The 22,371-nt window shown below is 62.5% G+C and carries 27 protein-coding genes and 2 pseudogenes; 11 read left to right on the top strand and 18 right to left on the bottom strand.

From position 1 onward, the window contains the following. The 6 genes and pseudogenes from FMM79_RS03540 to FMM79_RS21770 all read left to right on the top strand — a co-directional run. Positions 1–127, top strand: a pseudogene (locus FMM79_RS03540) (IS630 family transposase); the annotation flags it as partial. Positions 128–558: 431 nt separating this feature from the next. After that, on the top strand, positions 559–1,059 hold the full coding sequence (locus tag FMM79_RS03535) for a hypothetical protein (protein WP_148626154.1): 501 nt from the start codon (positions 559–561) through the stop codon (positions 1,057–1,059). An 857-nt stretch (positions 1,060–1,916) separates the two neighbouring features. Further along, positions 1,917–2,174, top strand: a pseudogene (locus FMM79_RS22190) (TonB-dependent receptor); the annotation flags it as partial. A 234-nt stretch (positions 2,175–2,408) separates the two neighbouring features. Further along, positions 2,409–3,083, top strand: a complete 675-nt coding sequence (locus tag FMM79_RS22185; RefSeq protein ID WP_371710738.1) for a TrbI/VirB10 family protein — start codon at positions 2,409–2,411, stop codon at positions 3,081–3,083. After that, on the top strand, positions 3,080–3,295 hold the full coding sequence (locus FMM79_RS03525; RefSeq protein WP_039394798.1) for a DUF2274 domain-containing protein: 216 nt from the start codon (positions 3,080–3,082) through the stop codon (positions 3,293–3,295). Before FMM79_RS22185 ends, FMM79_RS03525 begins: the two co-directional genes overlap by 4 nt. Then, the gene (locus FMM79_RS21770) at positions 3,292–3,567 is read left to right on the top strand and encodes a helix-turn-helix transcriptional regulator (RefSeq protein WP_371710725.1); all 276 of its coding nucleotides are present in this window, start codon (positions 3,292–3,294) and stop codon (positions 3,565–3,567) included. The genes FMM79_RS03525 and FMM79_RS21770 overlap by 4 nt, the downstream gene beginning before the upstream one ends. A 145-nt stretch (positions 3,568–3,712) precedes the next feature. Here the strand turns inward: FMM79_RS21770 and FMM79_RS03515 are convergent, their stop codons facing one another. Both FMM79_RS03515 and FMM79_RS03510 read right to left on the bottom strand, forming a co-directional pair. Beyond that, positions 3,713–4,561 carry a tyrosine-type recombinase/integrase gene (locus FMM79_RS03515; protein ID WP_371710736.1) on the bottom strand — a complete coding sequence of 283 codons (849 nt, stop codon included), beginning with the start codon at positions 4,559–4,561 and terminating at the stop codon, positions 3,713–3,715. Further along, positions 4,562–4,891 carry an Arm DNA-binding domain-containing protein gene (locus tag FMM79_RS03510; protein WP_148626150.1) on the bottom strand — a complete coding sequence of 110 codons (330 nt, stop codon included), beginning with the start codon at positions 4,889–4,891 and terminating at the stop codon, positions 4,562–4,564. A 151-nt stretch (positions 4,892–5,042) separates the two neighbouring features. Here FMM79_RS03510 and FMM79_RS03505 point away from each other — a divergent pair, with 151 nt between their 5' ends. The 5 genes from FMM79_RS03505 to FMM79_RS21755 are packed head-to-tail and all read left to right on the top strand — an operon-like array spanning position 5,043 to position 7,339. Beyond that, entirely contained in the window at positions 5,043–5,345 is a 303-nt protein-coding gene (locus tag FMM79_RS03505) for a hypothetical protein (protein WP_148626148.1), read from the top strand. After that, complete coding sequence (locus FMM79_RS03500) at positions 5,342–5,632, top strand: hypothetical protein (RefSeq protein ID WP_148626146.1); 291 nt, start codon at positions 5,342–5,344, stop codon at positions 5,630–5,632. Before FMM79_RS03505 ends, FMM79_RS03500 begins: the two co-directional genes overlap by 4 nt. Next, positions 5,632–6,342, top strand: a complete 711-nt coding sequence (locus FMM79_RS21765; protein ID WP_240338948.1) for a hypothetical protein — start codon at positions 5,632–5,634, stop codon at positions 6,340–6,342. The genes FMM79_RS03500 and FMM79_RS21765 overlap by 1 nt, the downstream gene beginning before the upstream one ends. Then, the gene (locus FMM79_RS21760; protein ID WP_148626144.1) at positions 6,335–6,871 is read left to right on the top strand and encodes a hypothetical protein; all 537 of its coding nucleotides are present in this window, start codon (positions 6,335–6,337) and stop codon (positions 6,869–6,871) included. The genes FMM79_RS21765 and FMM79_RS21760 overlap by 8 nt, the downstream gene beginning before the upstream one ends. A gap of 9 nt (positions 6,872–6,880) precedes the next feature. Next, the gene (locus FMM79_RS21755; RefSeq protein WP_148626142.1) at positions 6,881–7,339 is read left to right on the top strand and encodes a DHH family phosphoesterase; all 459 of its coding nucleotides are present in this window, start codon (positions 6,881–6,883) and stop codon (positions 7,337–7,339) included. 1,529 nt (positions 7,340–8,868) lie between these two features. Here the strand turns inward: FMM79_RS21755 and FMM79_RS03480 are convergent. From FMM79_RS03480 to FMM79_RS03405, 16 genes are all read right to left on the bottom strand, one after another. Next, on the bottom strand, positions 8,869–9,141 hold the full coding sequence (locus tag FMM79_RS03480) for a hypothetical protein (RefSeq protein ID WP_148626140.1): 273 nt from the start codon (positions 9,139–9,141) through the stop codon (positions 8,869–8,871). After that, positions 9,138–9,548, bottom strand: coding sequence for a hypothetical protein (locus FMM79_RS03475; protein ID WP_148626138.1), 411 nt, complete (start codon positions 9,546–9,548; stop codon positions 9,138–9,140). Before FMM79_RS03475 ends, FMM79_RS03480 begins: the two co-directional genes overlap by 4 nt. Then, positions 9,545–9,856 carry a hypothetical protein gene (locus tag FMM79_RS03470; RefSeq protein WP_148626136.1) on the bottom strand — a complete coding sequence of 104 codons (312 nt, stop codon included), beginning with the start codon at positions 9,854–9,856 and terminating at the stop codon, positions 9,545–9,547. Before FMM79_RS03470 ends, FMM79_RS03475 begins: the two co-directional genes overlap by 4 nt. Continuing rightward, positions 9,853–10,632: an N-acetylmuramoyl-L-alanine amidase gene (locus tag FMM79_RS03465; protein ID WP_162528430.1), complete on the bottom strand. Its 780-nt coding sequence runs from the start codon at positions 10,630–10,632 to the stop codon at positions 9,853–9,855. Before FMM79_RS03465 ends, FMM79_RS03470 begins: the two co-directional genes overlap by 4 nt. Before the next feature lie 3 nt (positions 10,633–10,635). Next, complete coding sequence (locus FMM79_RS03460; protein WP_148626135.1) at positions 10,636–10,896, bottom strand: hypothetical protein; 261 nt, start codon at positions 10,894–10,896, stop codon at positions 10,636–10,638. Between the two features lie 37 nt (positions 10,897–10,933). Further along, on the bottom strand, positions 10,934–11,383 hold the full coding sequence (locus tag FMM79_RS03455; RefSeq protein WP_148626133.1) for a hypothetical protein: 450 nt from the start codon (positions 11,381–11,383) through the stop codon (positions 10,934–10,936). A 40-nt stretch (positions 11,384–11,423) separates the two neighbouring features. Then, the gene (locus FMM79_RS03450) at positions 11,424–13,886 is read right to left on the bottom strand and encodes a hypothetical protein (RefSeq protein WP_148626131.1); all 2,463 of its coding nucleotides are present in this window, start codon (positions 13,884–13,886) and stop codon (positions 11,424–11,426) included. Next, complete coding sequence (locus FMM79_RS03445) at positions 13,883–14,194, bottom strand: hypothetical protein (RefSeq protein ID WP_148626129.1); 312 nt, start codon at positions 14,192–14,194, stop codon at positions 13,883–13,885. The genes FMM79_RS03450 and FMM79_RS03445 overlap by 4 nt, the downstream gene beginning before the upstream one ends. A gap of 162 nt (positions 14,195–14,356) precedes the next feature. Continuing rightward, complete coding sequence (locus FMM79_RS03440) at positions 14,357–14,626, bottom strand: hypothetical protein (RefSeq protein WP_148626127.1); 270 nt, start codon at positions 14,624–14,626, stop codon at positions 14,357–14,359. Continuing rightward, positions 14,627–16,261: a hypothetical protein gene (locus FMM79_RS03435; protein WP_148626125.1), complete on the bottom strand. Its 1,635-nt coding sequence runs from the start codon at positions 16,259–16,261 to the stop codon at positions 14,627–14,629. After that, positions 16,261–16,659, bottom strand: a complete 399-nt coding sequence (locus FMM79_RS03430; protein WP_148626123.1) for a hypothetical protein — start codon at positions 16,657–16,659, stop codon at positions 16,261–16,263. Before FMM79_RS03430 ends, FMM79_RS03435 begins: the two co-directional genes overlap by 1 nt. After that, positions 16,656–17,207: a hypothetical protein gene (locus FMM79_RS03425; protein ID WP_148626121.1), complete on the bottom strand. Its 552-nt coding sequence runs from the start codon at positions 17,205–17,207 to the stop codon at positions 16,656–16,658. The genes FMM79_RS03430 and FMM79_RS03425 overlap by 4 nt, the downstream gene beginning before the upstream one ends. Position 17,208: 1 nt before the next feature. Further along, complete coding sequence (locus tag FMM79_RS03420; RefSeq protein WP_148626120.1) at positions 17,209–17,823, bottom strand: hypothetical protein; 615 nt, start codon at positions 17,821–17,823, stop codon at positions 17,209–17,211. After that, complete coding sequence (locus tag FMM79_RS03415) at positions 17,820–21,137, bottom strand: phage tail tape measure protein (RefSeq protein ID WP_240338947.1); 3,318 nt, start codon at positions 21,135–21,137, stop codon at positions 17,820–17,822. Before FMM79_RS03415 ends, FMM79_RS03420 begins: the two co-directional genes overlap by 4 nt. 385 nt (positions 21,138–21,522) lie before the next feature. Continuing rightward, positions 21,523–21,939 (bottom strand): hypothetical protein, encoded by a 417-nt coding sequence (locus FMM79_RS03410; protein ID WP_148626116.1) that lies wholly within the window; start codon positions 21,937–21,939, stop codon positions 21,523–21,525. A gap of 2 nt (positions 21,940–21,941) precedes the next feature. Further along, on the bottom strand, positions 21,942–22,370 hold the full coding sequence (locus FMM79_RS03405) for a phage tail tube protein (protein WP_148626114.1): 429 nt from the start codon (positions 22,368–22,370) through the stop codon (positions 21,942–21,944). Between the last annotated feature and the right edge of the window lies 1 nt (position 22,371).

Below are 22,371 nucleotides of genomic sequence, written 5' to 3'. Positions count from 1 at the left end.
GGCAGCCATCAACCGCTTCATCAAAGAGCACAACGAGGATCCGCGTCCCTTCGTCTGGAAAGCCGACCCCCACGACATCATCGCCGCTGTCAGGCGCGGGCACCAAACGTTGGAATCAATCCACTAGCTGAAATAGCGCAATCGAAAAGCGTCGAGCGCGTGACGGGGGTGTCGTTCGCCAAGCCGAAGTAGTGCCCGATTCTGTCGCTGTAGACCTGCCCTTCCTCCATGTGAACGTCCCCTTCGCGCGAGACCGTACGTCAAAAGAATGCAGTGAAAAGCCCCTCATTTGAGGGAGTATGGTCGTTTCTTGCGCGAATCGAGCGCCCGCGCCGCGTTAATCCCGGTTTTGTTCAAGCCATTTGAGCATTGTTGGCTGATCTTGCTCATATGGTTTCCTTCTTGCAAATCTTGGATCCGAAGGCTTGTCGGCACAAGGGGCTCATGCGTTCAGTCGCTCCCGCTGGCGGCACGGCTTGGACTTGCCGGACGCTCACTCGAATATTCAAGTCGATCCGTTCGACCCTTGGGCAAGTCCTTGAGCTCAAGGATGTTGAGATGGCGCCGATCCGCAGCCCGGGGGCATCCGCTGCGTGTACGCCTGTTAGTCCGCGCCGGCTGGTGGCTAGCGTTCTTGCGCGCCTTGAACGCGAGGGATATCACGGTTTCGAGGCGATCGATCTTGGTGTCTCTCCCGAGCTTCCCTTCGTTCTCGTCGGCAAACGGGAACTTGAGCATGCCTTTTTCGGGGTGCTCGCTTCCTTGGCGAATGAGCCGGGGTGGGGGGAGGACGTCTCGATTGATGCTTGGGATAGCGAAGAGGACGTGGCGCTTGGCATATGTATAAACGCTGCGGTTCTGAGCGGAGGTTTGACCTTACTTCGCAAGGCCGTCGAGGCGCATGGAGGAGGTATGCTCTGCCAAAGCGAGAATGCGCGACGATATCAGATCACACTTGTCTTGCCGGCGGTTCGGCACAGTCGCATCTCGATCGCGCGCCAAAGCTGGACGCGATTGACCGTCTCAGCTTGCGGGCGGGAACGCGAACTGCAGGATTGAAAGATCGTCCGGGGCAGACGATATCTCTGCTCGCTTGAGTATCCGGACCAGCAGGTCGTTGGCCAACCGGACATCCGTGAGAGGTTGGCAATGGTGGGGGCGGGAGGTCCATGTCGGAACGCGCATGAGTGTCTCCGTGGGACCAACCGCCATTAGGGCCTTGGTGTAGCGTGATCAGAACCGCCAAGGTGACGGGTTCGATTGTGCTTGCAGAGGTCTGTGATTTCCCCGTCGACAGCATATCGCGGTACGCCAAGCGGTGAGTGAAAGCGCGATTGGCCTCGCGCGGACTTGCCATTTTGATATCGGTTATCTGCTTCCCTTGCGCCGTGTGGATTGCAGGGCCGCGCAGTATGAAACAGCTCAGCCTTGCTACTGATCCCGGTGTCGGGACGGCAGCGCGAACGAACAGTCTAAGTTAGGGCGTTGTTCGAACGGACTGAATGCTTGCTGAGCGAGGAGGTCTAGCAAGCTGGCGTGGCGTGAACATGCCAAGGACCTACGCGTTCATCGGGAGGGCTACCCTGTTTCGGCTACGGCGTCTTATGAGCTGGTTCAGTCGCAGAAATAGAACAGGCCTCATCTTGCGCTCGATCAACGATCCGATAGAACGATCCGATAGACTGAATTTACATCGAAATTCGATGTCGAGGCGTGAGATCCTCGCTTGAGATACTTTCAGCCCGCTTCCTGATGCGGCCGGTTCGCCTCGCCTCGCCTCGCAGTCGGGGATCGGCTGATGATCGCGAGAATTCCATCTGCGGACGGGCAGGGTGGCATAACCACGCCGAAGCTCGGGGCGATCTACACCCCTCTCGAATGGATCGCGCTGAAGGCATCATGGGGGGCGTTCGTTTCGTGCGCCAAGCTTTTACGATTTGTACGGCGTTCAGGCTGCGAACCTCAATCCGATATCCCGGTTCGGGGGTGAGGGCTATGCGCCGGACGCCACGGCACTGCTCGTTTCGGGGGGCAATGCGGGTCTCAAGCCCGAACGCGCCGAGAGCTGGTCGGCCGGTGTCGACATCCGTCCGCAAGCGCTTCCAGGTTTCGGGCTGGAACTGAGCTATTTCGAAACACACTACACCAACCGCGTGGTCACGCCGATCACGCTGACGGCGCAGGCGCTGACGAATTTCGCCTACGCCGCACAACTGACCTATTCGCCCGATGCCAGCCTACTCGAAGACGTCCTTGCCGGAGCCGATACCTTCGTCAACGCCACATCCAGTCCCTATGATCCCGCCAATGTCGCGGTTCTCATCGATAACCGGAATACTGCGCCTTCGTCCCCTCGTGAGGTGCCAGCCTCCGATGTCCAGCATGCCGATGAAGCCGCGGGGCTGAAGATGCCGGGAAGCGAACCTGCCGTCGCATCCGGCAAGGAAGGCTTTGCGCGCCAGCTCGAGACGCGAAGTAGCCGCAATGCCCAGGTCCTCGAGCCTGCGGCCTCGTCGCGTGTTCTCATGGCGGGCAGCGTCATTGCGGCCAGCCTTGTGATTGGCATAAATTCGGACCTTCCCGGCATGGTGATTGCTCAGGTCACCCGCAATGTCTTCGACAGCATCACGGGCCGGGTCCTGCTCATCCCACAAGGATCGCGCCTCATTGGCAACTACGATTCGCAAGTGTCCTATGGGCAAAGTCGGGTCCTGCTGGTCTGGCAGCGTCTGGTCTTGCCTGATGGGCGTTCTCTGCGCCTTGATAACATGCCAGCGAGCGACCCGCAGGGTTTCGCCGGGCTCGAAGACAAGCTGAACGCGCATACCGGCCGGCTGTTGAAGGGGGCTGCGATTGCCACGCTGCTGAGCGTTGGAACCGAATTGAGCCTGAGCGGCGACAGCGATCTTGTCGATGCGATCCGGCAAGGCACGCAAGGCAGTGTCAGTCGGGCTGGCGACAGCATTACCCGGCGCAATCTCGACGTCGCCCCGACGATCGAAGTGCGGCCCGGCGCGCCGGTTCGCCTGCTCGTGCGCCAGGACCTTGTTCTTGGACCCTGGATAAAGGAGAACGCGCAATGAGCGCAATACGCCTCGCCAAGCTTCCCGAAACGACGCCAGTCAAGATTGTGATCCGCATCCTTCCCGATCTTCATCGCGACTTGGAAGACTACGCGAAAGCCTATGCGCAGGCTTATGGCAAACCGATCGAGCTTGCCGAACTCATCCCCGCCATGCTTGCCGGTTATCTCGATGCCGACCGCGCCTTTCGCCAAGGGCAGAAGTCAAAATGATGGCCAAGAGGCGCATATTCGAACCAGAGCCGATCGAGGACGAAGAGCTTTGCCCGGCGCCCGCGCCCAAGCCCGAACGTTTCCTGCGTCTTCACGCGGTGATGGAACGCACCGGGCTCGCGCGAGCAACGCTTTACAGGAGGATCCAGGCCGGCGCCTTCCCGGCTCAGGTCAAGATCTATGCGCGTTGCTCGGCCTGGCGTGAATCCGAGATCGAGGCGTGGATGCGCGACCCCTTCGGCTTTGCGAATTCTCCCCACGACGATGCTTGAGGCGACCTGCGAGATTAGGCTCGTCTGCGCGTCCTGAGCGGGGGGAATGTCTCGAGCGCGGTCGAGCCAAAAGGGCTGGTTACGTTCCCGCGTTCAGACATTCCTCGTGCTTCGGCCTTGTCGAGATAGTCGGCCCACCACTGCATCATCTGACGGCGGTGGGTGAGATATTGCGCGGCGTTGTAGGCTGCGCGCACCCCGCGCGGCTGATGGGCGAGCTGCATTTCAATCCAGTCGGGCTGAAAGCGCCCGCTCTCGTTGAGAACGGTGCTGGCAAGGCCCGAAAACCGTGGACCGTCGCTTTGCCGGGCAGGGCAATCCTGTACATGATGTCGAGCATGCGGTTCTCGCTGATCACCATGCTGCGCGTCCCTGCGACCGGGAACAGGAAGCGGCCATGCCGGGGATTTCCCGCCTTTCGAAAGATGTTTAGCTCGTGGATTTCTTCCAGCAGCGGGATAGCCTGCCGGGGCAGGGGGATGAGGTGCTCGCTGCGCATTTTCATGCGATCGGCACCGATACGCCATAGCGGCTCGGGTCCATCGAGATCCTCGAATTCAGCCCATTGGGCGAATCGGGTCTCTTGCGTGCGCACCATCGTCAGGATCGTCCAGCGAAGGGCCAGGTGGCTCAGTCTGGCACCATCATCACCGTTGAGCCGGGCATAGAAGGCGGGCAGGTCGCGCGCCGAAACCTTCGGGCGGTGACGTGTTGGCGGAGGCTTTCGCAAGGCGGGGCCGATGTCGCGGCATGGATCGCTTTCACAGCGTCCGTCGGGTATCGCGTAGCGAAAGATTTCGCTGCAATGGTTCTTTAGCCTGTGGGCGATTTCCACAGCGCCCCGGTCCTCGATCCGGCGGATCGCCTCAAGGATTTCACGCGGGCGAATGTGCGCGATGTTGCATTTTCCAATGACGGGGAAGATGTCGCTTTCGAGCCGCCCGGTGACGAGATCGGCATAACGCGGCCTCCAGGCGAGGGAACGTGTTTCCAGTCACTCGCGCGCGACATGTTCAAAAGTGTTCGTCACGTCACCGCGCGCCCTGATCCTGGCTTCACGCGGCTCGTGGCAACGTTCCTCCGATGGATCGAGGCCCAACTCCAGTAGCTTCTTCATCTCGTCGCGCCAGGCTCGGGCGGCCAGAAGCGAAACCTTCGGATAGGGACCGGCCGAGATCGTCTTCTGCTTGTCGCCGAAACGGTAGGCTAGATACCAGATTTTCGAGCCGGTGGGATTGACCGCGATGTAGAGCCCTGCCGCATCGGAGCGCTTGTAGGTTTTGTCCTTCGGCTTGAAAGCCTTGATGGCAATGTTGGTGAGCATTGTTGGCAACTCCCGCCGAAGTCACAGGTTCGAATCCTGAGACGCGTTCCGGTGTTGGAAATGGGTGATTTTGTACCAACAAATTGACCAACTAGGGGCCGAGCTGCAAGGCCCCCTCCCGGGACGTAGAGGGACGCGAAGGCCTGGGTAAATGGCGGAATTTCGCCATTTCGGAGAGCCGTCCCTGGACGGCTTGAGAGGTGGTGAGAATCGAGAATGGCTGGGGCGGCAGGATTCGAACCTGCGCATGGCGGTACCAAAAACCGTTTTAGGTTGGCCTCCCGAGCCCGGCTCGCTGCGGAAAGTTCCGATTTTCCACAAGCATGAATCAATAACTTACCAAGAAATTGCGGAACGAAACCGGCGTTCGGCGGTGGCGATTTTCGACGCCGCGTGCGCTTCGTTCGCCTGGCTCACCGTTGCTTATATGCGGCTGTGGGGAGGGCGCGCATGAGCCGCGACTTCTCTCACATCTGCACCTTCCACGACGGCTATTACCGGGCTCATTCGCCCAGTGGGAAGCACAGCGTGCTGTTCGAGGATAGCGACCGCTTCGGTCCGTCACGCGTCAGCTCGCGCACGGGCGATCCGCTCGATGGGAACCTGTGCGTGATCTCGCCTCGGCTGCGCTGGTTCTGGGACTGGTATAGCGATTGGCGCGAGCAGGGACGGGCGCATCACTCGACTCTCCAGAGCCCCTTCGGGCCGATCCACAACGTCTACATCGGGAGGAGTGGCTGATGGCTACCGGCATCCATGTCCCAGAATCCAATTTAACCCTCCGTGCACCGACGCCCGAGGACGCAGCGGCGGGCACAGTCTATGATCTGCAGGTCCACCGCTATCGCGATCTTGACGGCAATCCCAACGTCATCAGCAAGTGGAAGTTCACGCCCGATGAGTTGGCTGATGTCGTGGCGAACGGCGGAGTGTTCTGGTTTAACTGCTGGGGGCACACGCATCCGCCGATCTGCATAACCGGGCACAGCCCGTTTGCGCGCGCCGCAGCCGCTGTAGAGGTCGAGCATCTCGCCATCGACCAAGACAAGCGACGCGAGGCGCTCATCGAGCGGATTGGCGCCATCGCTGATCTTGCCTGCAGCAAGCCGTTGGAGGGCGAACTGGGCGACATCGCCTATGAGCTTCTTCGCCAAGCGGCAGCCCAGATCTCGAGCGACCGCTTGCGCCTGGAAGCGGAGGTCGAACGGCAAGAGGGCCTCGTGAAGGTCTATCGTCAGGCCCAGCTGACAGCCGAGGAGAAGGTCGCGGGGTTGGTGGAGGATGCAGGGCGTTACCGCTGGCTCCGAGATTATAGTTGCCCGCCGCACAATTTCTACATCGGCGTTCCGGACGAGTTCCAAGGGGTTCGCTACGCGCCGCGCGAGGTGGACGCCTATATTGATGAAGCCAGAGCCGCCCTCGCCAAGCACAAAGAGGCCCCCAATGACTGACCAGACCTGGAAACCCAACATCGTCATCTATCACGACAAGTGCGCCGACGGCATCGTCGCGGCCTGGGCGTGCTGGCGCCGGTGGGGCGATGAGCCCGAGTACATCGCCTGCAACTACGGCTTTGCGCCGCCTGCGGATCTGGCCAGCAAGAACGTCCTGATGGTCGACTTCTCGTTCCCGGCCGACGTGCTCGAGGGAATGGCAGAGGCAGGCGCGCGCTCGATTGTGATCCTTGATCACCACAAGACTGCGATGGCAGATTTGCTTGCCTTCACCTTGGACGAGGAAGGCTGGCCGCTGCAGATCAAGGCGGGCAACGTCGACTTCGCGCTGCGGCAGCTCGAGATGGCATGCTGCCCTCCTATAGTCGGTCTCTTCGACATGGACCGGAGCGGAGCGCGCATGGCGTGGGATTTCGCCATGGGCACCGAGCCGGGCCGCCTCGTCGAGCTGGCTGAGCGATACGACCTCTGGCGTTTCCAGCCGGGCACCGGGGATGATGCCGAGGCGCTGCACGTCGAGATTTAGGCGGGCGACATGACCATCGCGCGCATGGAGGCGTTGGACGGGGAGCTGGACCGGCACGACCTGCCGATCGAGCGCGGCCGGGCCATCCTGCGCTGGCGTGATCGGCTCGTGAAGGAGATTGCCGAGCGGGCCCACCGCCGGACCGTTGCTGGCGTCGAGAACGTTATCGCGGTCGAGTGTCCGTATTCGCTCGTCTCGTCGGTAGGGCATTACCTGCTCGACCAGCATCCGGACGCACCGTTCGCTGCGATGGCCGTGAGCGGCGCCACGGCGGTGACCTGGTCACTGCGCAGCCGGGACGATCGAATCGACGTTGGCGTGGTCGCCAAGAGCATGGGCGGGGGAGGGCACCGCAACGCCGCAGGCTTCCGGCGCGCAGCAATGGATCTGAGCCATGCGGTCGAGAGCATGGCCCTTGCTGGACAAAAGCTCCGCGAGGCTTTCAGGCGACCGGAGGTGCAGGCCTGATGGGTTATGAAGTCGAAATCCGCTGCGACGCGCACTGTGGCAATCCGCTGAAGAAAAAACGCTGCCTGTCCGACGCGCAGGCCCGGGTTCCGCCAATGAGGCATGAAGCCCGGACCAGCCGAGAAGCGATCTACGCCGTGGAGAAAAAGGCCCGGAACGCGGGGTGGACCCGTCTGCGCGGCGCTGAGCGACCGAACAGGTGGATTTGTCCTGTGTGCCAGGAGGCGCATGGAGCTGCGTGAGAATTAGCCGGGCGTGGTAATTGGGAGCCGAAGCGCCAAATCGGGCCCAGGTGCGAAGGAACGTGGTCAAGCGCGTCCGGCAACAAAAGAGCCCCGGTGGCTTTAGCTGCCGGGGCTCTCCTGCGCTCGTGCGTGTCTCACCCGCGCAGTTCAGCGCGGCACTCGGCCTGTCGCAAACATTCAATGGCACTGGAACTGATGCCCGATATGGCGGTTCTAACTAAGTCGCTGCGATCTTTACTTTCCGCGAGATAAAGCGATCCGTAGACGCGCCTCCCCTCTGAGGTTTTCCGTGCAGTCAGGGCCGCTGCTGTGTCGAAAGGCCCGCCAACTTTAAACGGCGAAGCGAAATTCAGACTGCATGTGTTGAGGCGGCCTGTCGTGTCATTATGGGGAAAGATCAGGGGCGCTAGCACTCTTGCGATGTGCGCACACTCCAAACGCGACTCGCAGGGCTTTTGATGATTTGTCAGCGACCTTTTTACTGCCTGCGACCTCCTGTGGGCGCTGGTATTTTTTTGCACCGCACAGCGCCCAGCAAAAGGAGAAAACCAACCTTTCAATGGCTCTGCACAGTCAATCGTATTTTAAAGCTTCGCTCATTGCTGTGAGCGCGAAAAGGGATTGCAGAATTTTAATTTGGCGTGAGATAAGAAGTTGAGAACAATTCTCAAGTAAGGTTATTCCGTTGCCCCTCATCCCCAGCATTGCCTGCATTTTTGGGCGACACAGCCCAGTCCGCCATAAGGTAGTTTGGGATGGCATGCAGTTCATTGGCAGCTGCAAGCATTGTGGCACCCCGATCCGGCGGCTACGCAAAGGAAAGTGGCGAACGGACGACAGGAACCTCGCGTCCTAACTTTGGGCGCGTGTGATTAGGGGAGCCGACTGTAGATCGTGACTGAAGACCCTCAATGGCATTACGATATGCTTTGCGAACTGGATGGGCCGGAGACTGTCCGCGAGCGACTGGTCGAGGGGGACTACCCCCGACGGGAATTGCCATATCGGAAGGCTTGGCTGCGCAAAAAAGACGCAGAGATGGTTGCCGGGCTGCGACGTGATGAGCTAATCCGAATGGAGCATTCGGCACGGATTGCGCGCGTCTCCCTGACGGTGAGCCTCGTCGCAGCGGTCACTTCGGTTTTCTCGGCATGCGCAGCTCTCGTGATGGCTCTCACGATGATCAGGTGAGGGGCCGGACGCGGACGCCGTACGCCTCTGTAACGACGCCCGCGTCCAACCAACCGGGGGCGAGCAGCCAGAGGTCAAGAGCCCGCCCTGGCTTCACGCTGGACAGTTGAGGTCTGCGCCTTGGGCGTCGAAGAAGCGGCATAGGCGAGCGCCTGCCGCATGTATCCTGTCACCCCATCCCTCGATCGCTGCATTGTGCCGCGCTGATGCGTTCGGGTCGGTCAGGATCTCAGGCCCGGGCGTGGGCTTGGGCTCGACCAGCGCCTCGATGTCGGCGCGCGCGGGCGTGCTGACAGGATCGTGGGCGCAGGCGGAGAGGGCCGCCGCCAAGGCAACCGTCAAGCAAAACATGACAGTTCGTTTCATCGGCAAAGTTCCTTGTAGGCGGGGCTATCGGTCAACTTGACCTGCTTGAGCCGGGCGCAGTTCAGTGCAATTTCCTGAGGCGATAGCCCTGCGCGTTTTTCGGGCTCCTTGGCCGCCTCGCTCGCTTCGGCTTTCGCAATGGCGGCTTCGCGCTCCTGTTCGGCAATCAGGTTGGTCACCGCGTCCTGGGCCCGGTCCTCGGCCGAGCGTTCGCGCGCGTCGTTGGCCCTGGCCTCGATCTGGCGTTCGTAGTTCTCGATCGCGGCCTGGTTGTCGAAGTGGTTCCAGGTAAAGAAGGCGGCCACGATCAGGACTATTCCGATCGCATACCAGGCCCACTCGGGAAGGGCTTTGAGCCATGCTGCTGCGCCCTTGAATGCGGCGGGGATAGCAAGTGCGGGGCTCATGGCTGTGGTCCTTCCATTTCGACGTGAACCGGATCGCCAGGCCTGCCGGTCGCCTGGTCGCTCAACTCGATACCGTGCCGATCCACATCGATCTTCACGCGCCGGCCGAGCGCCCAGCCAAGCGCGGTCATTCCTACCAGCACCTGGATCTCCGCGCAGATCGCGAGCCAGAAGATGAAACCGGGCTGGTTACGGAGCTGGTACATGCTGGCGACGATGATCGCGGTGAACGTGATCGCGCCGCCCCAGATCGCGAGGAAAGCCCACGCCTTCCGCCCGCCTTCGCTGTCAAAGGACGGAAGCCTCACCGCACATACTCTCCGAAGACCCATCGCCCGGGCGCGATCGAGATCCACTCGCGGCGGCGCTCCAGGATCGGCACGCTCTGCCCGCGCGAAAGCCCGCCGACGACCGGATATGTCGTGCTAGGCCCGCTGCGCACGTTGAGGCTCGAAGCCGTCACCGTGCCGCGCTCCGGCGCGCTGTCGCCGCCGACCTGACCGAGCACCGCCTTGCGGAACGCGGCCATGTCGAAAGCCGGACCCGGGTCCAGCTTACGCGCGGGAGCAATGTCGTCGTGCCCCACGATTTCGTCGATGGGGTGATAGGCCGCGATGGCACGGGCCACCGCCTCGGCCGCGGCGATCTGCGCAGCCGGGTAGACCTCCCACTTGCGCACCGGGCCGCCGTTCTTGTGCGCCGCCTCGATGTAGTCGACCGCCTTGCCTGCCGCCGTGGTGCCGTCGTTGCGCAGCGGTCCCCAGTTCGCCAGTTCGATCCCGATCGAGTAGCTGTTGAGGTTGGTGAGCTCACCCCACTGCGACTTGCCCGCATGCCAGGCGCGCCGATCGACGCTCACACACTGAATCACGGTTCCATCGCGGCAGATCACGAAGTGCGCCGAGGCCCCGGCGTTCGGATTGGCCAGCCATGCCGCGGAACCAGATCCCGATCCGCCGGCGGTGTAGTGCATCACCAACTTGGTCGGCTTGACGCGGTAGGCTCCCGAGACGTTCGGGCTGGGCACCTGGTGCACGGCTGCCCCGTTCAATTCCAAGGTGCCATTGCGAATTGCGTAGCTCATGGTTCAGTCCTCCTCGCGCCGCCGGCGCGCCTGGTAGATCTCTTCCGCGCGCTCCTCGATGAGGCGCTGCTGTGCATCGGCCTGGAGAAGCGAGTTGTTCTGAGTGGTCGCCTCGGTGTTCGCCTCGAGCGCCGCGATGAGCCGGTTGATGAGCGGCTTGTCTCCGACCAGCGTGGCCGAGACGACGGCAACATCCTTGCTTGGGTCCGGCTTGGGCTTGCGCAGGTATTGAACGGCCGCCGCGATCGCGAGGCCGATTCCCACTGCGATACTCGAAACCCAATTGGCGACCTCAGGCACTTCACTTCCGCTTGCCACAGATCGTTGTCCCCGCTTTGAAATTCTCATCAGATCGCCGCGCATCCCGGATCGCGACCAGCATGTTTCGGGTGCTGAAAACGAACAGCCACGGGTAGATCGCCCAGCCCGTATTCGGCAGGCCGGTCGCGAATATCCCGAGGCAGACCTGAAACCAGAACAGCGTCCCGACGCCCGAACAGAAGGCGCGCAGGTGGGGGCTGCGCCGGCGGGTACCGTTCACGTAGAGCGAGGTGAGATGCGCGGCCCCGGCGATGAAAGCGATCCAGCCCCAGGCGCTTTCGTTGCCGATCTGGCGCATCGCGCTCATGAACTGGTTGTTGAAGGCGCCCACGTGCATCAGGAGGATCAGCCCCCAGCTCGTCTTCATCGAGGCCAGCAACCATTCGGTCGCGCGAACGGGAAAGTGATCGGGCCAGCGCAAGTAGATCACGGCAACTGGCCCGGGATGGCAGAGGGACGGGTAGCCACGCTCATAGCCCCGCCACCTCGCTGAGCCAGGACACAACAAGGTTTGCGATCAAGTCGGTAGCGTAGCCGCTGAGATCCTTGTGCGGGTGAAGGCCGTCGAGCAGGAAACGTTCGCGCCGGGTGATGGTCTGCAAAGGCCCTCCGGAAGCGACCCACAGCCCGGTGCCTTCATTCCAATAGCCATTGGTCTGCATGGTGATCTGCGACCAGCCCGTCTTCTCCCAGAGCGCGTGCAACGGGAAGAGGTATTCGTCGGCCATCGCCTGCTGAAGCTGGACGATGTAAGGGCGATACTGGTCGGTGTAGTGGCCGTTGAGCGCGATGCGCAGGGCATCGTTCGCCTTCCAGACCTCCCGGATCAACCAGCGCAGGGCACCGATCGCCGTTGTGCGGTCAAAGGCGCTCGTCGTCGGCTCTGCGATCAGCTCCGCCGCGTGGCCACCTTGCGCGCTGTCGTTGTAGCCCCAGTCGATCACGAGAAGATCGGCACTCGCCATGGTGCCGTCGATGTAGGGCAGAAGCAGGTTTTCGTAGGCCGCGCCCTCGATGGTCGCAATGTCGCTGGCACTGAGCGTGGCAGGCTTGCTGCCCGCGCTGGCTTCGCTGAGTAGGTCCCGGTATTTCGTTTCCCACTTTGCGACCAGCTCGTTGGTCTTGAACCAGGCCGAATGGGTGAGCGACTTGACCGTACGCTCCCAGTCGAGCCCGGTCAGGCCCCAGGGATCGTCGCCGAGGAATATTTCCTCGGAGGCCGAGGTCTGGCTGTCCGCCACGGTCCAGGACGAACCGCTGCCTGCGATGATCGTCGTAGGTGTGCCGATGTTCGGGCCGTAGACGTCCATGCCGACTTCGATCATGCCGGTCTGGAGTTCATCCACGGTCAGAGTCGTGCCGCTGATCGAGCCCACGATGATCGCGCCATCGACGTTCGACGAGACACCGCCACGATACGGCGACTGGCCCAGCGCCTGGTTGTGCATCGTACAGCCGCTCTGGGCCGCAATCTTGTCGGGATAGTTGTTCGCGCCAGAACCGGCAGGTATCGACGTGCCGGACCACAGAACCACCTTGCCCGCAAGGCGGCTGCTTCCGTTCTCCTGAAGGCTGACGATGTCCTGCTTGGCCTGCGACATGTCCTCTCCAAGCATCTCGTTAGGCACGAGGAAGTCGAGTTCGATCGTATCGGCGCTGAGCCCGACAATCGCGATGTAGGCGGCTCCAGCCGGGATCGCGGTTTTGGAGTTGCTCCGCGTCCACTCGACTTCATTCGCCGTCCCGTTGACGTTGATCGCAGGCGCGATGAAGCTGGCAGATCCTGCTCCGAAATTCGGATCCTCTGCGAAGGCCACCGCCATGGGGCACACAGCGCCGCGCGTGGTGGTCACACAGCGAAAGTGCGTGGCGCTCGCCGGGATCTGGAACACCTTGTTGCCGAGCAGCGAACTGGTCGCATAGCCGCCCGTCGAGTTGTAGTAGTTCCCCGCATCAAGCGTTGCTGCAGCTTCTTCCCACCCCTTGATGGCTGCCAGTGCCGTTTGTACGTCGCTCGGAATCGAAGGCGACATGTCGAAGACCTCCGCTGAGGCCGTACCGGCCGAGATGTAGCTGATGATCGCCAGCTCGTAGCAGAAGGCCGGAACGGTGAACTCGTAGTCGGTGAAGACTACGCTGGCACCGGTGCCGGCAGTCGCGCTGTCCGAACGAAGATAGGCTCCGTCGCGATCAAACAGAGTGATAAGGCTGGTCGCCGTTGCACGGGCAACGCCGCTGATCCGCACAACCATACCAGGGCGAACTGGGAAGCGAATGCCGGCGTACGACGAACTCGACACCAGGGTGCCGCCGCTCGTCCCACCTGAGTTACTGTAGTAGCCCGGGATCAGCGTGACATCAGGCGTGAACCATTCGCGCAGAGCTTCGACGCTGCCATCGGTGAAGGCGAGGCTGTCGCCAAGGTTTCCCGATGCCAGGCTCTCGAGAACACAGGCCTTGCCATTGCGACCGTTGACGACAACCTGTGTGGCGCCTGCGGGCGCTATCGCAATGCCACTGTAGGCGACGTCATTACCGGTTGCCCCGACGCCGATCACATCACCAACGATGTTCTCGTCATCGTCCATGAACTGGACGGCGTTGGCCTGAATGCCGCTGATCCATGTCGAATAGCGAACGAAGTCCCCCGGGGAGACGGCAAGCAGTTTATAGCGGAAGTTGGCTCCGGCGGTGAGGACGCTGGGCGCTGCGTTGGAGTAGAAGTAGCCTGTCGCCGCAGTCTGGCTGGCCGAAGCAGCAAAGGCCATGCCTTCCTTGACGTTGAGCGCGGCCGCTTGTGCCTGTCCAGCCGCCTCCTGAGCATCTTCCGACGAGTTCTGGGCGGCGGTGGCGAAGTTGCGCGCGAGCGCGGTGTTCTCGCCATAGCTGACCAGGATCGTCTGGCCACCGAACGATACGTTGATGTCGGTCACTGCGTTACGCTCCCGAGCAGAGGCAGAACCCCTCCGAAAAGAATCTCTTCAGAGCCCCCGGAAGGCGTGAGGAGGACATCGACGGCGAAGCGCTCAACACCATCGAGATCGGCATCACTCGGAAATGCCCCGGTCGAATCCGCACCGGATCCCGCGGCGAGCGAAAGCGTCCAGGTCGAGAGATCGCCGTCGAGAATCGGGCCCACGACAGCAAACGTCGCAATCGGATCGCCGGCGGCATCGGGATATAGACGCGCTTCGGCCCGCATGGTCGCCCCCGTCCAGTCGCCCGGAAGGCTGACCGTCACCGAGAATTCCCGGCCTCGCGTTGCCCCTAAAAAGGACACAGGTCCTTTCTTGGCTACGGCCAATTGCCGCAACCACATATCGAAAGACGTCGCCATGTTGGTTTCCTATTCGGCGGGAATTTGGAGCCAGACCTTTTTTCGCTGACCGCTCGGAGCCCTGGTTTAGGTGCCGGAGATGGCGGTGATGATGCCGCCAACGGTGGTGATTGTGACGCTGCCCACAATGTGGTCGCCGTCGGCGATGGGCGTGGCACCTGCGATCGCGTCGAGATTGGCGCTGGAGGGCTGCCTGCCACCGACCTCGCTCTCGAGGCCCGCTATAGCCGCGTACAGCTCGGCATCATTGGCGTTGATCTTGGCGCCTGCTGCGCGCAAATCATCGCCGGTGCCGTCGTTTGCCGAAGCTCCCAGGTTGATCTCTTGCTGTGCCATTTAGCCCTCGTCGAAGGTAAAGGTGGTCGCGTCGAACTTGACGACGCTGCTGTCGAAGCTTTCGCCACCGGGCCACGCATCTCCATCGGCCTCGCCGGGCGGGACAAGGGTTGGCGGCGGTGGCGCGGTGCCGGTCATGGCGAGCGCCAAGGCGTGTTTGGCCGTCGTCTCGCTCTCGAATGTCAGCGTGACAGTGGCCGTCGCGATGTCCTTGCTGATCGCCGCCACCACGCATAGGTGGTCGAGACCGGTCTCCGGATCGGTCAGCTGATAAGCTTCGCCGAGCCGCGCGTACCAGAGGCGCGTTTTGAGCGGGTAGGAGATGCCGGACAGCTCCCGGCGGTTGAAGAGCTCGTAGGCCGTCAGCTGGGCGGCCTGGTCTTTGCCGGTCACCAGCTCGCAGAGGAACTCTTCTTCCTTCTCCTCTCCGCGATCAAGATCGACGTATTCCTGAAAACGGATCGCCTCCGACTGGACGTATTCCCACTTGTTCGCCTCGGAGCGGTACTTGGGCACCATCGTGTTCACGCGGGCCTGGAAGGTCCGCATGCCCGGCGCCACCCGCTCTCCGGCTGCGAAGTCCTCCACGGCAATCGTGTCGAGCGCGACCTTGGGTGATTGGAACCGGACCGAGAGCAGGCCCCCGGAGATGACGGGTACCGCCGCGCCCGCCGCGCAGATGCGCTTCAGGTTGTCCCACAGGCTGATACCCGGCCCGTCGAAAACATGCCCGTCGCAGTTCCAGCCGTTCGCCTCGCAGGTGTTGGCGAAGGCCACCCATTGGGGCCAGTCGAAGCTGTCATAGGGGAAGCCGCAACCGTTGACGCGGATCGTCTGCTCGCCTGTCTCCGGATCGATCGCGTATCGCCCGCGCGCGTAGGTGATCGCATTCAGGGCAACGTTGCGGTCGAAGGTGTAGGTGTCCTCGTCGTCAAAGCGATGCGCACCGGCGCCGCCTGGGAATGTGTCGTCCTCGCGCGGATCGTAAACCCGGGCCCACCGGCCAATTACGCCGAAAGCCGGGATGCCATTGGCCCAGACCTTGTTGTCGCGGTCGAAGCGGAAGCCAAACATCGTGGCTGCCATGCCCGATAGTTTGTGGGCCGCGCTCCAGTCCGGGATCGCCCCCCAAGGCCCGGTCAGAGCGGTGGGCTCCGGTCGAGCGCCCAGCTGGTGCCGAGCGTAGAGCCAGCTGTTGTAGTAGCCCAGCGCCGAGGTGCCCACAAAGCCGACCGGCTGCCAGTCCATCAGCACCGTCTCGATGCCGTCGATCGGCCCGCCGCCGCTCCAGATGAAGACCTTGGTCAGGTACGGATTCTTCGTCTTGCCGACCTTGCCGCCGTAGCCGACATCATGGATCTGGCTGCCTGCGTAAAAGCTGCGCCCCATCCCATAGGGGATCGCCATGTTAGCGCCGATCGTCACTTCGTTGACGGAGCCCTGCAGGCCAGGCTTCTTCACAAGCGCCTGTGCGCCAAGCGATGCGGCCGCCGCGACCCCTGACGCCACCGTAGCGATCGTTGTCGTGGAGACGCTGGCCGAGATGGCAGCGGTCCCTGCCACAGCTCCGACACCCGTTGCTGCCAGCGCGACGACGCCCGCGATCATGGCAACCGTCCCCAACGCCTTTGCCATCAGACCCTCCAGGCCGCCTTGATAGCTCGAAGCTCCATGTTCACCGGCTCGTTGGCATCCTCGTGCCAGCCGAACACCTTGTGCCCCAGACACAGGACCGCGCAGTCCATGTCGTCGGTGCCCTCGACCAAGGCGATGTCGCCGGGCCACATACGGGCGTAGGGGATGCGCGGCAGGAAGGTGTCGAGCACTGTGTCGATGCCGCCAACGGCCTTCACCGCGCGCCGCGCGCCGATGAAGGACTGGTACCGGGGTAGGACAGGGGGCTTGTGTCCCATCTGCAGTAAGTGAAACCGGATCATGCGGACGCAATCGGCGGTGCGGTAATCCAGCGGACGATGGCGGTATTTGGCCAGCGTGGCTTCTAGCGCGACACGGCGCCGCTCAAGCTCGTTCATGTGTTGGGCGTCGCCGCGCCCCAGGCGGTGGAGCGGGGCATTCCCGTCGCGTTCGCCATGCCAAGTTCTCCGGGATAACAGGACTGGTGGAAGCGATCATTCAGCGCGTTGCCGCGCAGGACCATGAAGAGGCGCTTGGCCGCGCTCTCGAATTCGATGTCGACCGACCGCGTGCCGTTCACCTTGACCGTGGCCGTGTCGATCGAGAGATCTGCCGTCAGGTCGGGAGTGCCGACCACGTGCCCCGTCATCGGATCGTATTCGCCCAGCCAGAAGCGCATGCGCGCGCCCTGGAAGGCAGGGTTTGCCAGCGCTGCGCCCGCCGATGCCGAGGGCGGCAGGAACGTCAGCTTGCCGCCGGGCGCCTCGTCGCCGGTCTTCTCCTCGAAGCTCTCGGCGCCGCCGATGGTGCCGAACAGGCCGTCGAAGCAATCGTATAGGTCGCCGTCCCAGTAGACGAACCCGCCATCGGACATCCGCACGTCGCGGCCCGGCAACTCGATGAGCATCAGCGCCACGAGGTGCAGGAACCTTCCGGTAAAGGCCATGTCAGCGGCTTTCGCGGATCTCGAAGGACAGGCCGATGCAGCGGTTGAGCGCGATCTCCCAGGACACCGGGTCGCCCATCACGAAGCCTTCGATCATGGGCTTTGCGATATGAAGCACCGCGCCATCGGGCGGCGGCTTGCGCAGCATCTGCGTCAGCTGGATCGTGACCGAACCCGCCGCATCGGCAATGGCGTTCTCCGCGATGAAGTCGAGGTAGTGCTGGCCTTCGATCTCCAGGCTGAAAGGCTGTCCTTCGCGGAAGGCATAGTGGGGCGTGAGGTTGCGGATCACCAGGAACTTGCCTGCCTGACCGGCCCCGTCGACTACCACCGGGCTACCATCCGAGCGGTTCGGCGTGCCGGGGTAGAAGTCGAGCAGGGGGTAGGGCATCAGAACGCCCTGGCTCAGGCCTTTCAAGAGGCGGTTCAGCCAGACCCGCCCTTCCTGATCGTTATCGAGAGGGGGGAGGGAGACCGCGATGGCATAGCGGTTGCCCAGCTGGTTCGCGCGCTGTGTCTGAGCACCGGCTGCGCCCTCGAGGAAACCACCGAAGTCGATAACCCGCGCGGTGACCGATGTTGGTCCAGGGTATGAGGGAAGGGCGATAACACTCATGGGATCGTTCTGCTTCCCTTACGCGCAAGCGCGACCTGGGCGCCGGTGCTGCCCGCGACAGCAGCTCTGCTTGCCATGGGCGATGCGACGGCTGCTGCGCGGCCAGTTACTTCGCTCCAGAAGGCGTCAGCACCTGGGCCATAGAAATTGTTCGTAGTTCCGCTGTTCGGCCCATTGTCATTGCCCGGCCGCTCGATATTCACGATTTCACCGGCGGTGGCGCGAAACGAGATCAGGTTGGCGTCGATGCCCGATCGGCCGGCAACCTTGAATGAACCGCCTGTCTTGAACCCAGGCGCCTTCTTCGAACCGAAGATGCCCCCGACGAGCGAGCCGATAGCGCCGACGAGGCCGCCCCCCCCTCCGGATGCGGAACCACTACCAACTTTCGAGAATAAGTTCGAGATCAGGTCGGCGAGGCTGTTCAGGGCCTCTTCCATCCCCTTTGCCACGCGATCCTTCCACCAGTCCTTGATCCATCCCTTAAGGTCGCCGTCCATAGCGGCGCGGACACCGTCCTTGAACGTGTCGCGGAAGACGCCGGCCTGACGGGCCTTCTCCATCTCGTCCCACTCGCGCGAGGCTTGTTCCTGCGCATCTTGCGGGCTCATCTGGAAATCGCGTTCCAACTCGCGCTGACGGTCGCGAATATCGATCTCGCGCTGCAGCTGGCGAATGCGCTCCTCGCTGTCACCGCGCATTTTCGCCAGGGCCAGTTGCCGGTCCTGTTCGTCCTCCGCCAGAAGGCGTTCGCGTATCTGTGAGCGCGCGGCGTCAATCTCAAGCTGCTGGCGCATCGCGCGAGCCGTCGCTTCTTCAAGGGACAGCCCGTCCCGCTGGAAGCTCAGGATGCGATCTTTCAGCTCTTCCTGACGCTCGAGCGTTTCCTCTAAGGTCCGATTCTCGGTGATCCTGGCAAGGTCGATTTGGTGGGCGGCCTCATCCCGCAGGAGATCCTTTTCCAGCCCTTCGCGTCGCGCGGCTTCCAGTACCGCCATATCACGCTTCGCAGCGGCGGTTGCCGCTTCCAACGAGAGGCCAGTGCGTTGATAGGCCGTGATCTGGTCGAGAAGGTCGAGGCGGGCTCGAATAGCCTTCTCAGCCTCTTTGTCTCCGCGGAGACGTGCTGCCTCGAGTTCAATGCTGTTCCGCATCTGCTCGCGCTCGCGTGCATCGGCAGCCGCGTCACGGCCTTTCTTCTTTCGGCCACTGCCCTCCTCATCGAAGTTCACCGATGTCTTCGGCGCTGGCGCAGGTTGCTCGCCGGGTTTCGGCTCCGGGGGGGCTTCGGGGCCATTGTCGTTGGACGCCTCGCCGAGCCCCAGCCGCTTCTTTAGCGCCGCATACTTGTCGCCGATCCATTTCGCGGCATTGCCGATCCAGCGCATCAGCGCGCCAAACTTGTCGACGAGCCAGCCCTTCACGCCCTGGTAGACGCTCTTCGCGGCTGTCACGACATTGGGGAACGCACTCGCTACGAATTCCACGCCGGACTGCACCCATCCGGTGAACCAGCCCACGATAGCCTTAAAGCCATCGGCCAGCCACTTCTTTGCCTCGGTCCAGGCCTGCTGGAGCGGCGCCGAGATCTCGGGAACAAACGCGGCGATGATGTTGATGATCGTGTCGAAAACGGCTTCGACGACGCGGCCTGCGGCCTCCCAGGCGCCGGAGAAATCGCCACTTAGAAGCGCGCTGACTACATCGACGACACCGCTGATAATGTCCACCGCGCCAGAGAATGCCGCAACAACAGCGGAGAGCGCACGCTCGATCACTTCCCCGGCTTCCATGATTACGCCCACGAGCAGCGTGCCTACGACATCGGCCAGACCATCAAGCAGGCTCATCAGGCCTTCGATTGCAGATCCGACCGGACCACCGGTGAGCTTTTCAAACAGCGCGCTCAGCTTCGCGAACAGGGCCTCAATCGGCGGGCCCAGCGTTTCGGTGAGCCGCTTCCAGACTGCCTCCAAGGCGAAGATGATCTCGTCCTTGAAGAGCAGGAAGGCGCTGATGACGAGGCCGACTGGGCCAAGGAGAGCGACGAACCGCGATCCGGCCAACGTCAGTGCCCGGACCAGCCCGGCTTCGCCCAACATCCCGACAAGCGTTGAGATGGGCGAGATAACGAGGGCCAGTGCACGGCCGATCAAGCCGAACTTGGAGGCTGCAAAGTTGGCAAGGATAACTGCGCCAACATGACCGACGATGAATAGCAGCGGGCCAATCGCGGCGCCCAGGGCCGAGAAGGCTGCGCCGATCTTCAGGAAGACGGGCGGCGCCTTGGCGATGGCTTCGAGCATCGTCGCAAAGCCATTCTTGATGGCCGTTACGATATCGAGAAGCCCGGTGTCGACGCCAAGCGCGACCTTCACACTCTCCCAGGCAACAGAGATGCGCTTGCCAGCCGCTTCCGAGCCTTCCAGCCGCTTCGCGATCTTGGCCTCGACGTCGCCACCGGCGATAGCCTCCTGCAGCTTGTTGAAGCCTTCAGCGCCCTGCTCCATGAGGCCGATAGCAGTACGCGAGGCGTCGGATCCAAAGATCGTTTTGAGCGCTTCTGTCTTGCTCTCGTCGGTCAGGTTGCCCAGAGCTTTGCGCAGTATTTCAGACTGCTCGGAAAGTGGCTTCATCTGTCCATTGGCATTGAAGAAAGAGATGCCCAGCTTTTGCATCGCTTGCTTTGCCTGCTTGCTGTTGCCAACCAGGCTCTGGAGATACGTCTTGAACGACGTGCCCGCGTCGGAACCGCTGCTGAACTGGGCACTCGTCGCCGCGACCGCCGTCGAAAAGTCGAGGAAGCTCACGCCCGCTGAGGCCGCAACGCCGCCACCCTGCGCCAGCGCTAGCTGGAAGTCCGCGAAACCGAACTTCGAGGCATCCATGGCGCCGACGACATTGCCGACCACGTCGGGTAGGTCAGCTGTCGAGCGCTTGAACTGGACCATGACGTCGGTGACGAGGTCAGCAGCCGGCGCCAACTCGGTAGCGCCAGCAGCGGCGAGTTCGAGCGAGGATTTAAGGGCTCCTCCCATGATCTGAGCGGCGTTGAGGCCGTTGCGGGCCAGCATTTCGATACCACTCGCGGCTTCAGATGCGCCTTTGCCGACTTCTGGCCCGAAGGTTCGCGCCTGGCCGGAAAGCTGCTTGAGCTCATCGCCGCTGATGCCGGCGAGCGCAGCTTCGACCTTCTTCATCTGCATCTCGAAAGAGCCGGCGCCCTTGTCGACTGCACGGACCATCGCGGCAAACGGCACCGTGATGCCCAGCGTCATGCCTGTGCCGATGGACTTGAGGCGCTGCTCAACCATCTGGAACTTCTCGACCAGGCGGCCAAGGGCGCCCTCGATACCCTTGGCCCCCGCATCGAAATCCGAGGTATCGGCGCCGAATACGACGCGCGCGGCGCCAATCACTGCGGTGTTCATGCAGTGGTCCCCTCAGATGCGATCGCGCCGCGTTCTGCGGCCCAGGAGGCGGCAACGGCGTACATGGTTTGCCAGTTCTGGCGCGTGCGCTTGACCGGCTTGGACAGCAGGAAGTGCTTTAACGGCGGGATCTTCTTCGCTCGCCCAAGCGTGCCTGCCGTCCATGACGCCTGCATCGCCAGATCATGCTTGCTTCTCGCGGCGCGCGCCGCGCCTTCCAGGACGCGCGCCAGTTCACGTGGGGTTTGTCCCCAGTATTGGTCAGGGCTTAAGCCTGCTTCGCACCACGTGATGTGGAGGTCCGACCAGTCCCACGGGCGCCCTTCGCTTTGGGCGCCCGCTTCGGAGGGCTGCCGGTGCCGCCGCGGGCCGCCTCCGGGAAGGCGGTTTCGACGGCGCGCATGATGAGCTCGAGCGAGGGCTCAAGGCCGCCGACTGCTTCCATGATCTGGCCGGCCTCGAGGTCGCTCATCTCCGGGTGGCAATCGGTAAGGCCGATCCGGAACAGCTTGCGGATCGTGCGCAGCGACGGAGAGTCGCTGAGCACCGTTTCGAGCTGGCTGATGTCCTTGAGGTCGAATTCCTCTTCCACGACGCACAGTGCGTTCGTGGTGAAGGCAAAGACCCAGTTCTCGCCGCCGACCTCGAAGCCGAGCTGGCCGCGCTGCGGATTCGCGCTTGTCATACTCAGGCCGCCGGCGTCAGCACGGGCTTGCCCGAGACCTTGAAGGTCGCGGAACCGGTCATCTTGTCGTCCATCGGGGTGGCGCGGCCATGAGCCGTCGCAAAGCCGTTGAATGCGAGAACAGCGCCATTGGGAAAGCGGATTTCCCAGGGCTCGACGACGCGGCTGCCGAGGTGCGTTCCGATCACCGCGTCGTCGAGAAGGCCAGGAACGAGGTTGTAAACGATACTGACTTCACCGGCATCGGTCAGGCCAGGCTTGAACTCGCGGTGCGCATCCGGACTGCCATGGTGGGTGAACTCGACGCTGTCGCGCGACAGTTCCGGGGGATTGAGCTCGGTGACCTCGGCGAAGGCCTCCCAGCCGGCACCGGAGCCTTTGCCGAACGTGGTCAGAAGACCAATGTCGGTATCTTCATGCGTTGCTGCCATT

Source organism: Novosphingobium sp. BW1 (assembly GCF_008107685.1).
In the GTDB taxonomy this organism is placed as follows: domain Bacteria; phylum Pseudomonadota; class Alphaproteobacteria; order Sphingomonadales; family Sphingomonadaceae; genus Novosphingobium.
The sequence above is the reverse complement of the archived record's forward strand: the minus strand, read 5'-3'. Positions and strand labels throughout refer to the sequence as shown.

Excerpts from the sequence above, each read along its gene's own strand:
- FMM79_RS03535 (WP_148626154.1), top strand. The coding sequence starts at position 559 with ATGGCGCCGATCCGCAGCCCGGGGGCATCCGCTGCGTGTACGCCTGTT.
- FMM79_RS22185 (WP_371710738.1), top strand. The coding sequence starts at position 2,409 with ATGCCGGGAAGCGAACCTGCCGTCGCATCCGGCAAGGAAGGCTTTGCG.
- FMM79_RS03525 (WP_039394798.1), top strand. The coding sequence starts at position 3,080 with ATGAGCGCAATACGCCTCGCCAAGCTTCCCGAAACGACGCCAGTCAAG.
- FMM79_RS21770 (WP_371710725.1), top strand. The coding sequence starts at position 3,292 with ATGATGGCCAAGAGGCGCATATTCGAACCAGAGCCGATCGAGGACGAA.
- FMM79_RS03510 (WP_148626150.1), bottom strand. The coding sequence starts at position 4,891 with ATGCTCACCAACATTGCCATCAAGGCTTTCAAGCCGAAGGACAAAACC.
- FMM79_RS03505 (WP_148626148.1), top strand. The coding sequence starts at position 5,043 with ATGGCGGAATTTCGCCATTTCGGAGAGCCGTCCCTGGACGGCTTGAGA.
- FMM79_RS03500 (WP_148626146.1), top strand. The coding sequence starts at position 5,342 with ATGAGCCGCGACTTCTCTCACATCTGCACCTTCCACGACGGCTATTAC.
- FMM79_RS21765 (WP_240338948.1), top strand. The coding sequence starts at position 5,632 with ATGGCTACCGGCATCCATGTCCCAGAATCCAATTTAACCCTCCGTGCA.
- FMM79_RS21760 (WP_148626144.1), top strand. The coding sequence starts at position 6,335 with ATGACTGACCAGACCTGGAAACCCAACATCGTCATCTATCACGACAAG.
- FMM79_RS21755 (WP_148626142.1), top strand. The coding sequence starts at position 6,881 with ATGACCATCGCGCGCATGGAGGCGTTGGACGGGGAGCTGGACCGGCAC.
- FMM79_RS03480 (WP_148626140.1), bottom strand. The coding sequence starts at position 9,141 with ATGAAACGAACTGTCATGTTTTGCTTGACGGTTGCCTTGGCGGCGGCC.
- FMM79_RS03475 (WP_148626138.1), bottom strand. The coding sequence starts at position 9,548 with ATGAGCCCCGCACTTGCTATCCCCGCCGCATTCAAGGGCGCAGCAGCA.
- FMM79_RS03465 (WP_162528430.1), bottom strand. The coding sequence starts at position 10,632 with ATGAGCTACGCAATTCGCAATGGCACCTTGGAATTGAACGGGGCAGCC.
- FMM79_RS03440 (WP_148626127.1), bottom strand. The coding sequence starts at position 14,626 with ATGGCACAGCAAGAGATCAACCTGGGAGCTTCGGCAAACGACGGCACC.
- FMM79_RS03435 (WP_148626125.1), bottom strand. The coding sequence starts at position 16,261 with ATGGCAAAGGCGTTGGGGACGGTTGCCATGATCGCGGGCGTCGTCGCG.
- FMM79_RS03430 (WP_148626123.1), bottom strand. The coding sequence starts at position 16,659 with ATGAACGAGCTTGAGCGGCGCCGTGTCGCGCTAGAAGCCACGCTGGCC.
- FMM79_RS03425 (WP_148626121.1), bottom strand. The coding sequence starts at position 17,207 with ATGGCCTTTACCGGAAGGTTCCTGCACCTCGTGGCGCTGATGCTCATC.
- FMM79_RS03420 (WP_148626120.1), bottom strand. The coding sequence starts at position 17,823 with ATGAGTGTTATCGCCCTTCCCTCATACCCTGGACCAACATCGGTCACC.
- FMM79_RS03415 (WP_240338947.1), bottom strand. The coding sequence starts at position 21,137 with ATGGTTGAGCAGCGCCTCAAGTCCATCGGCACAGGCATGACGCTGGGC.
- FMM79_RS03410 (WP_148626116.1), bottom strand. The coding sequence starts at position 21,939 with ATGACAAGCGCGAATCCGCAGCGCGGCCAGCTCGGCTTCGAGGTCGGC.
- FMM79_RS03405 (WP_148626114.1), bottom strand. The coding sequence starts at position 22,370 with ATGGCAGCAACGCATGAAGATACCGACATTGGTCTTCTGACCACGTTC.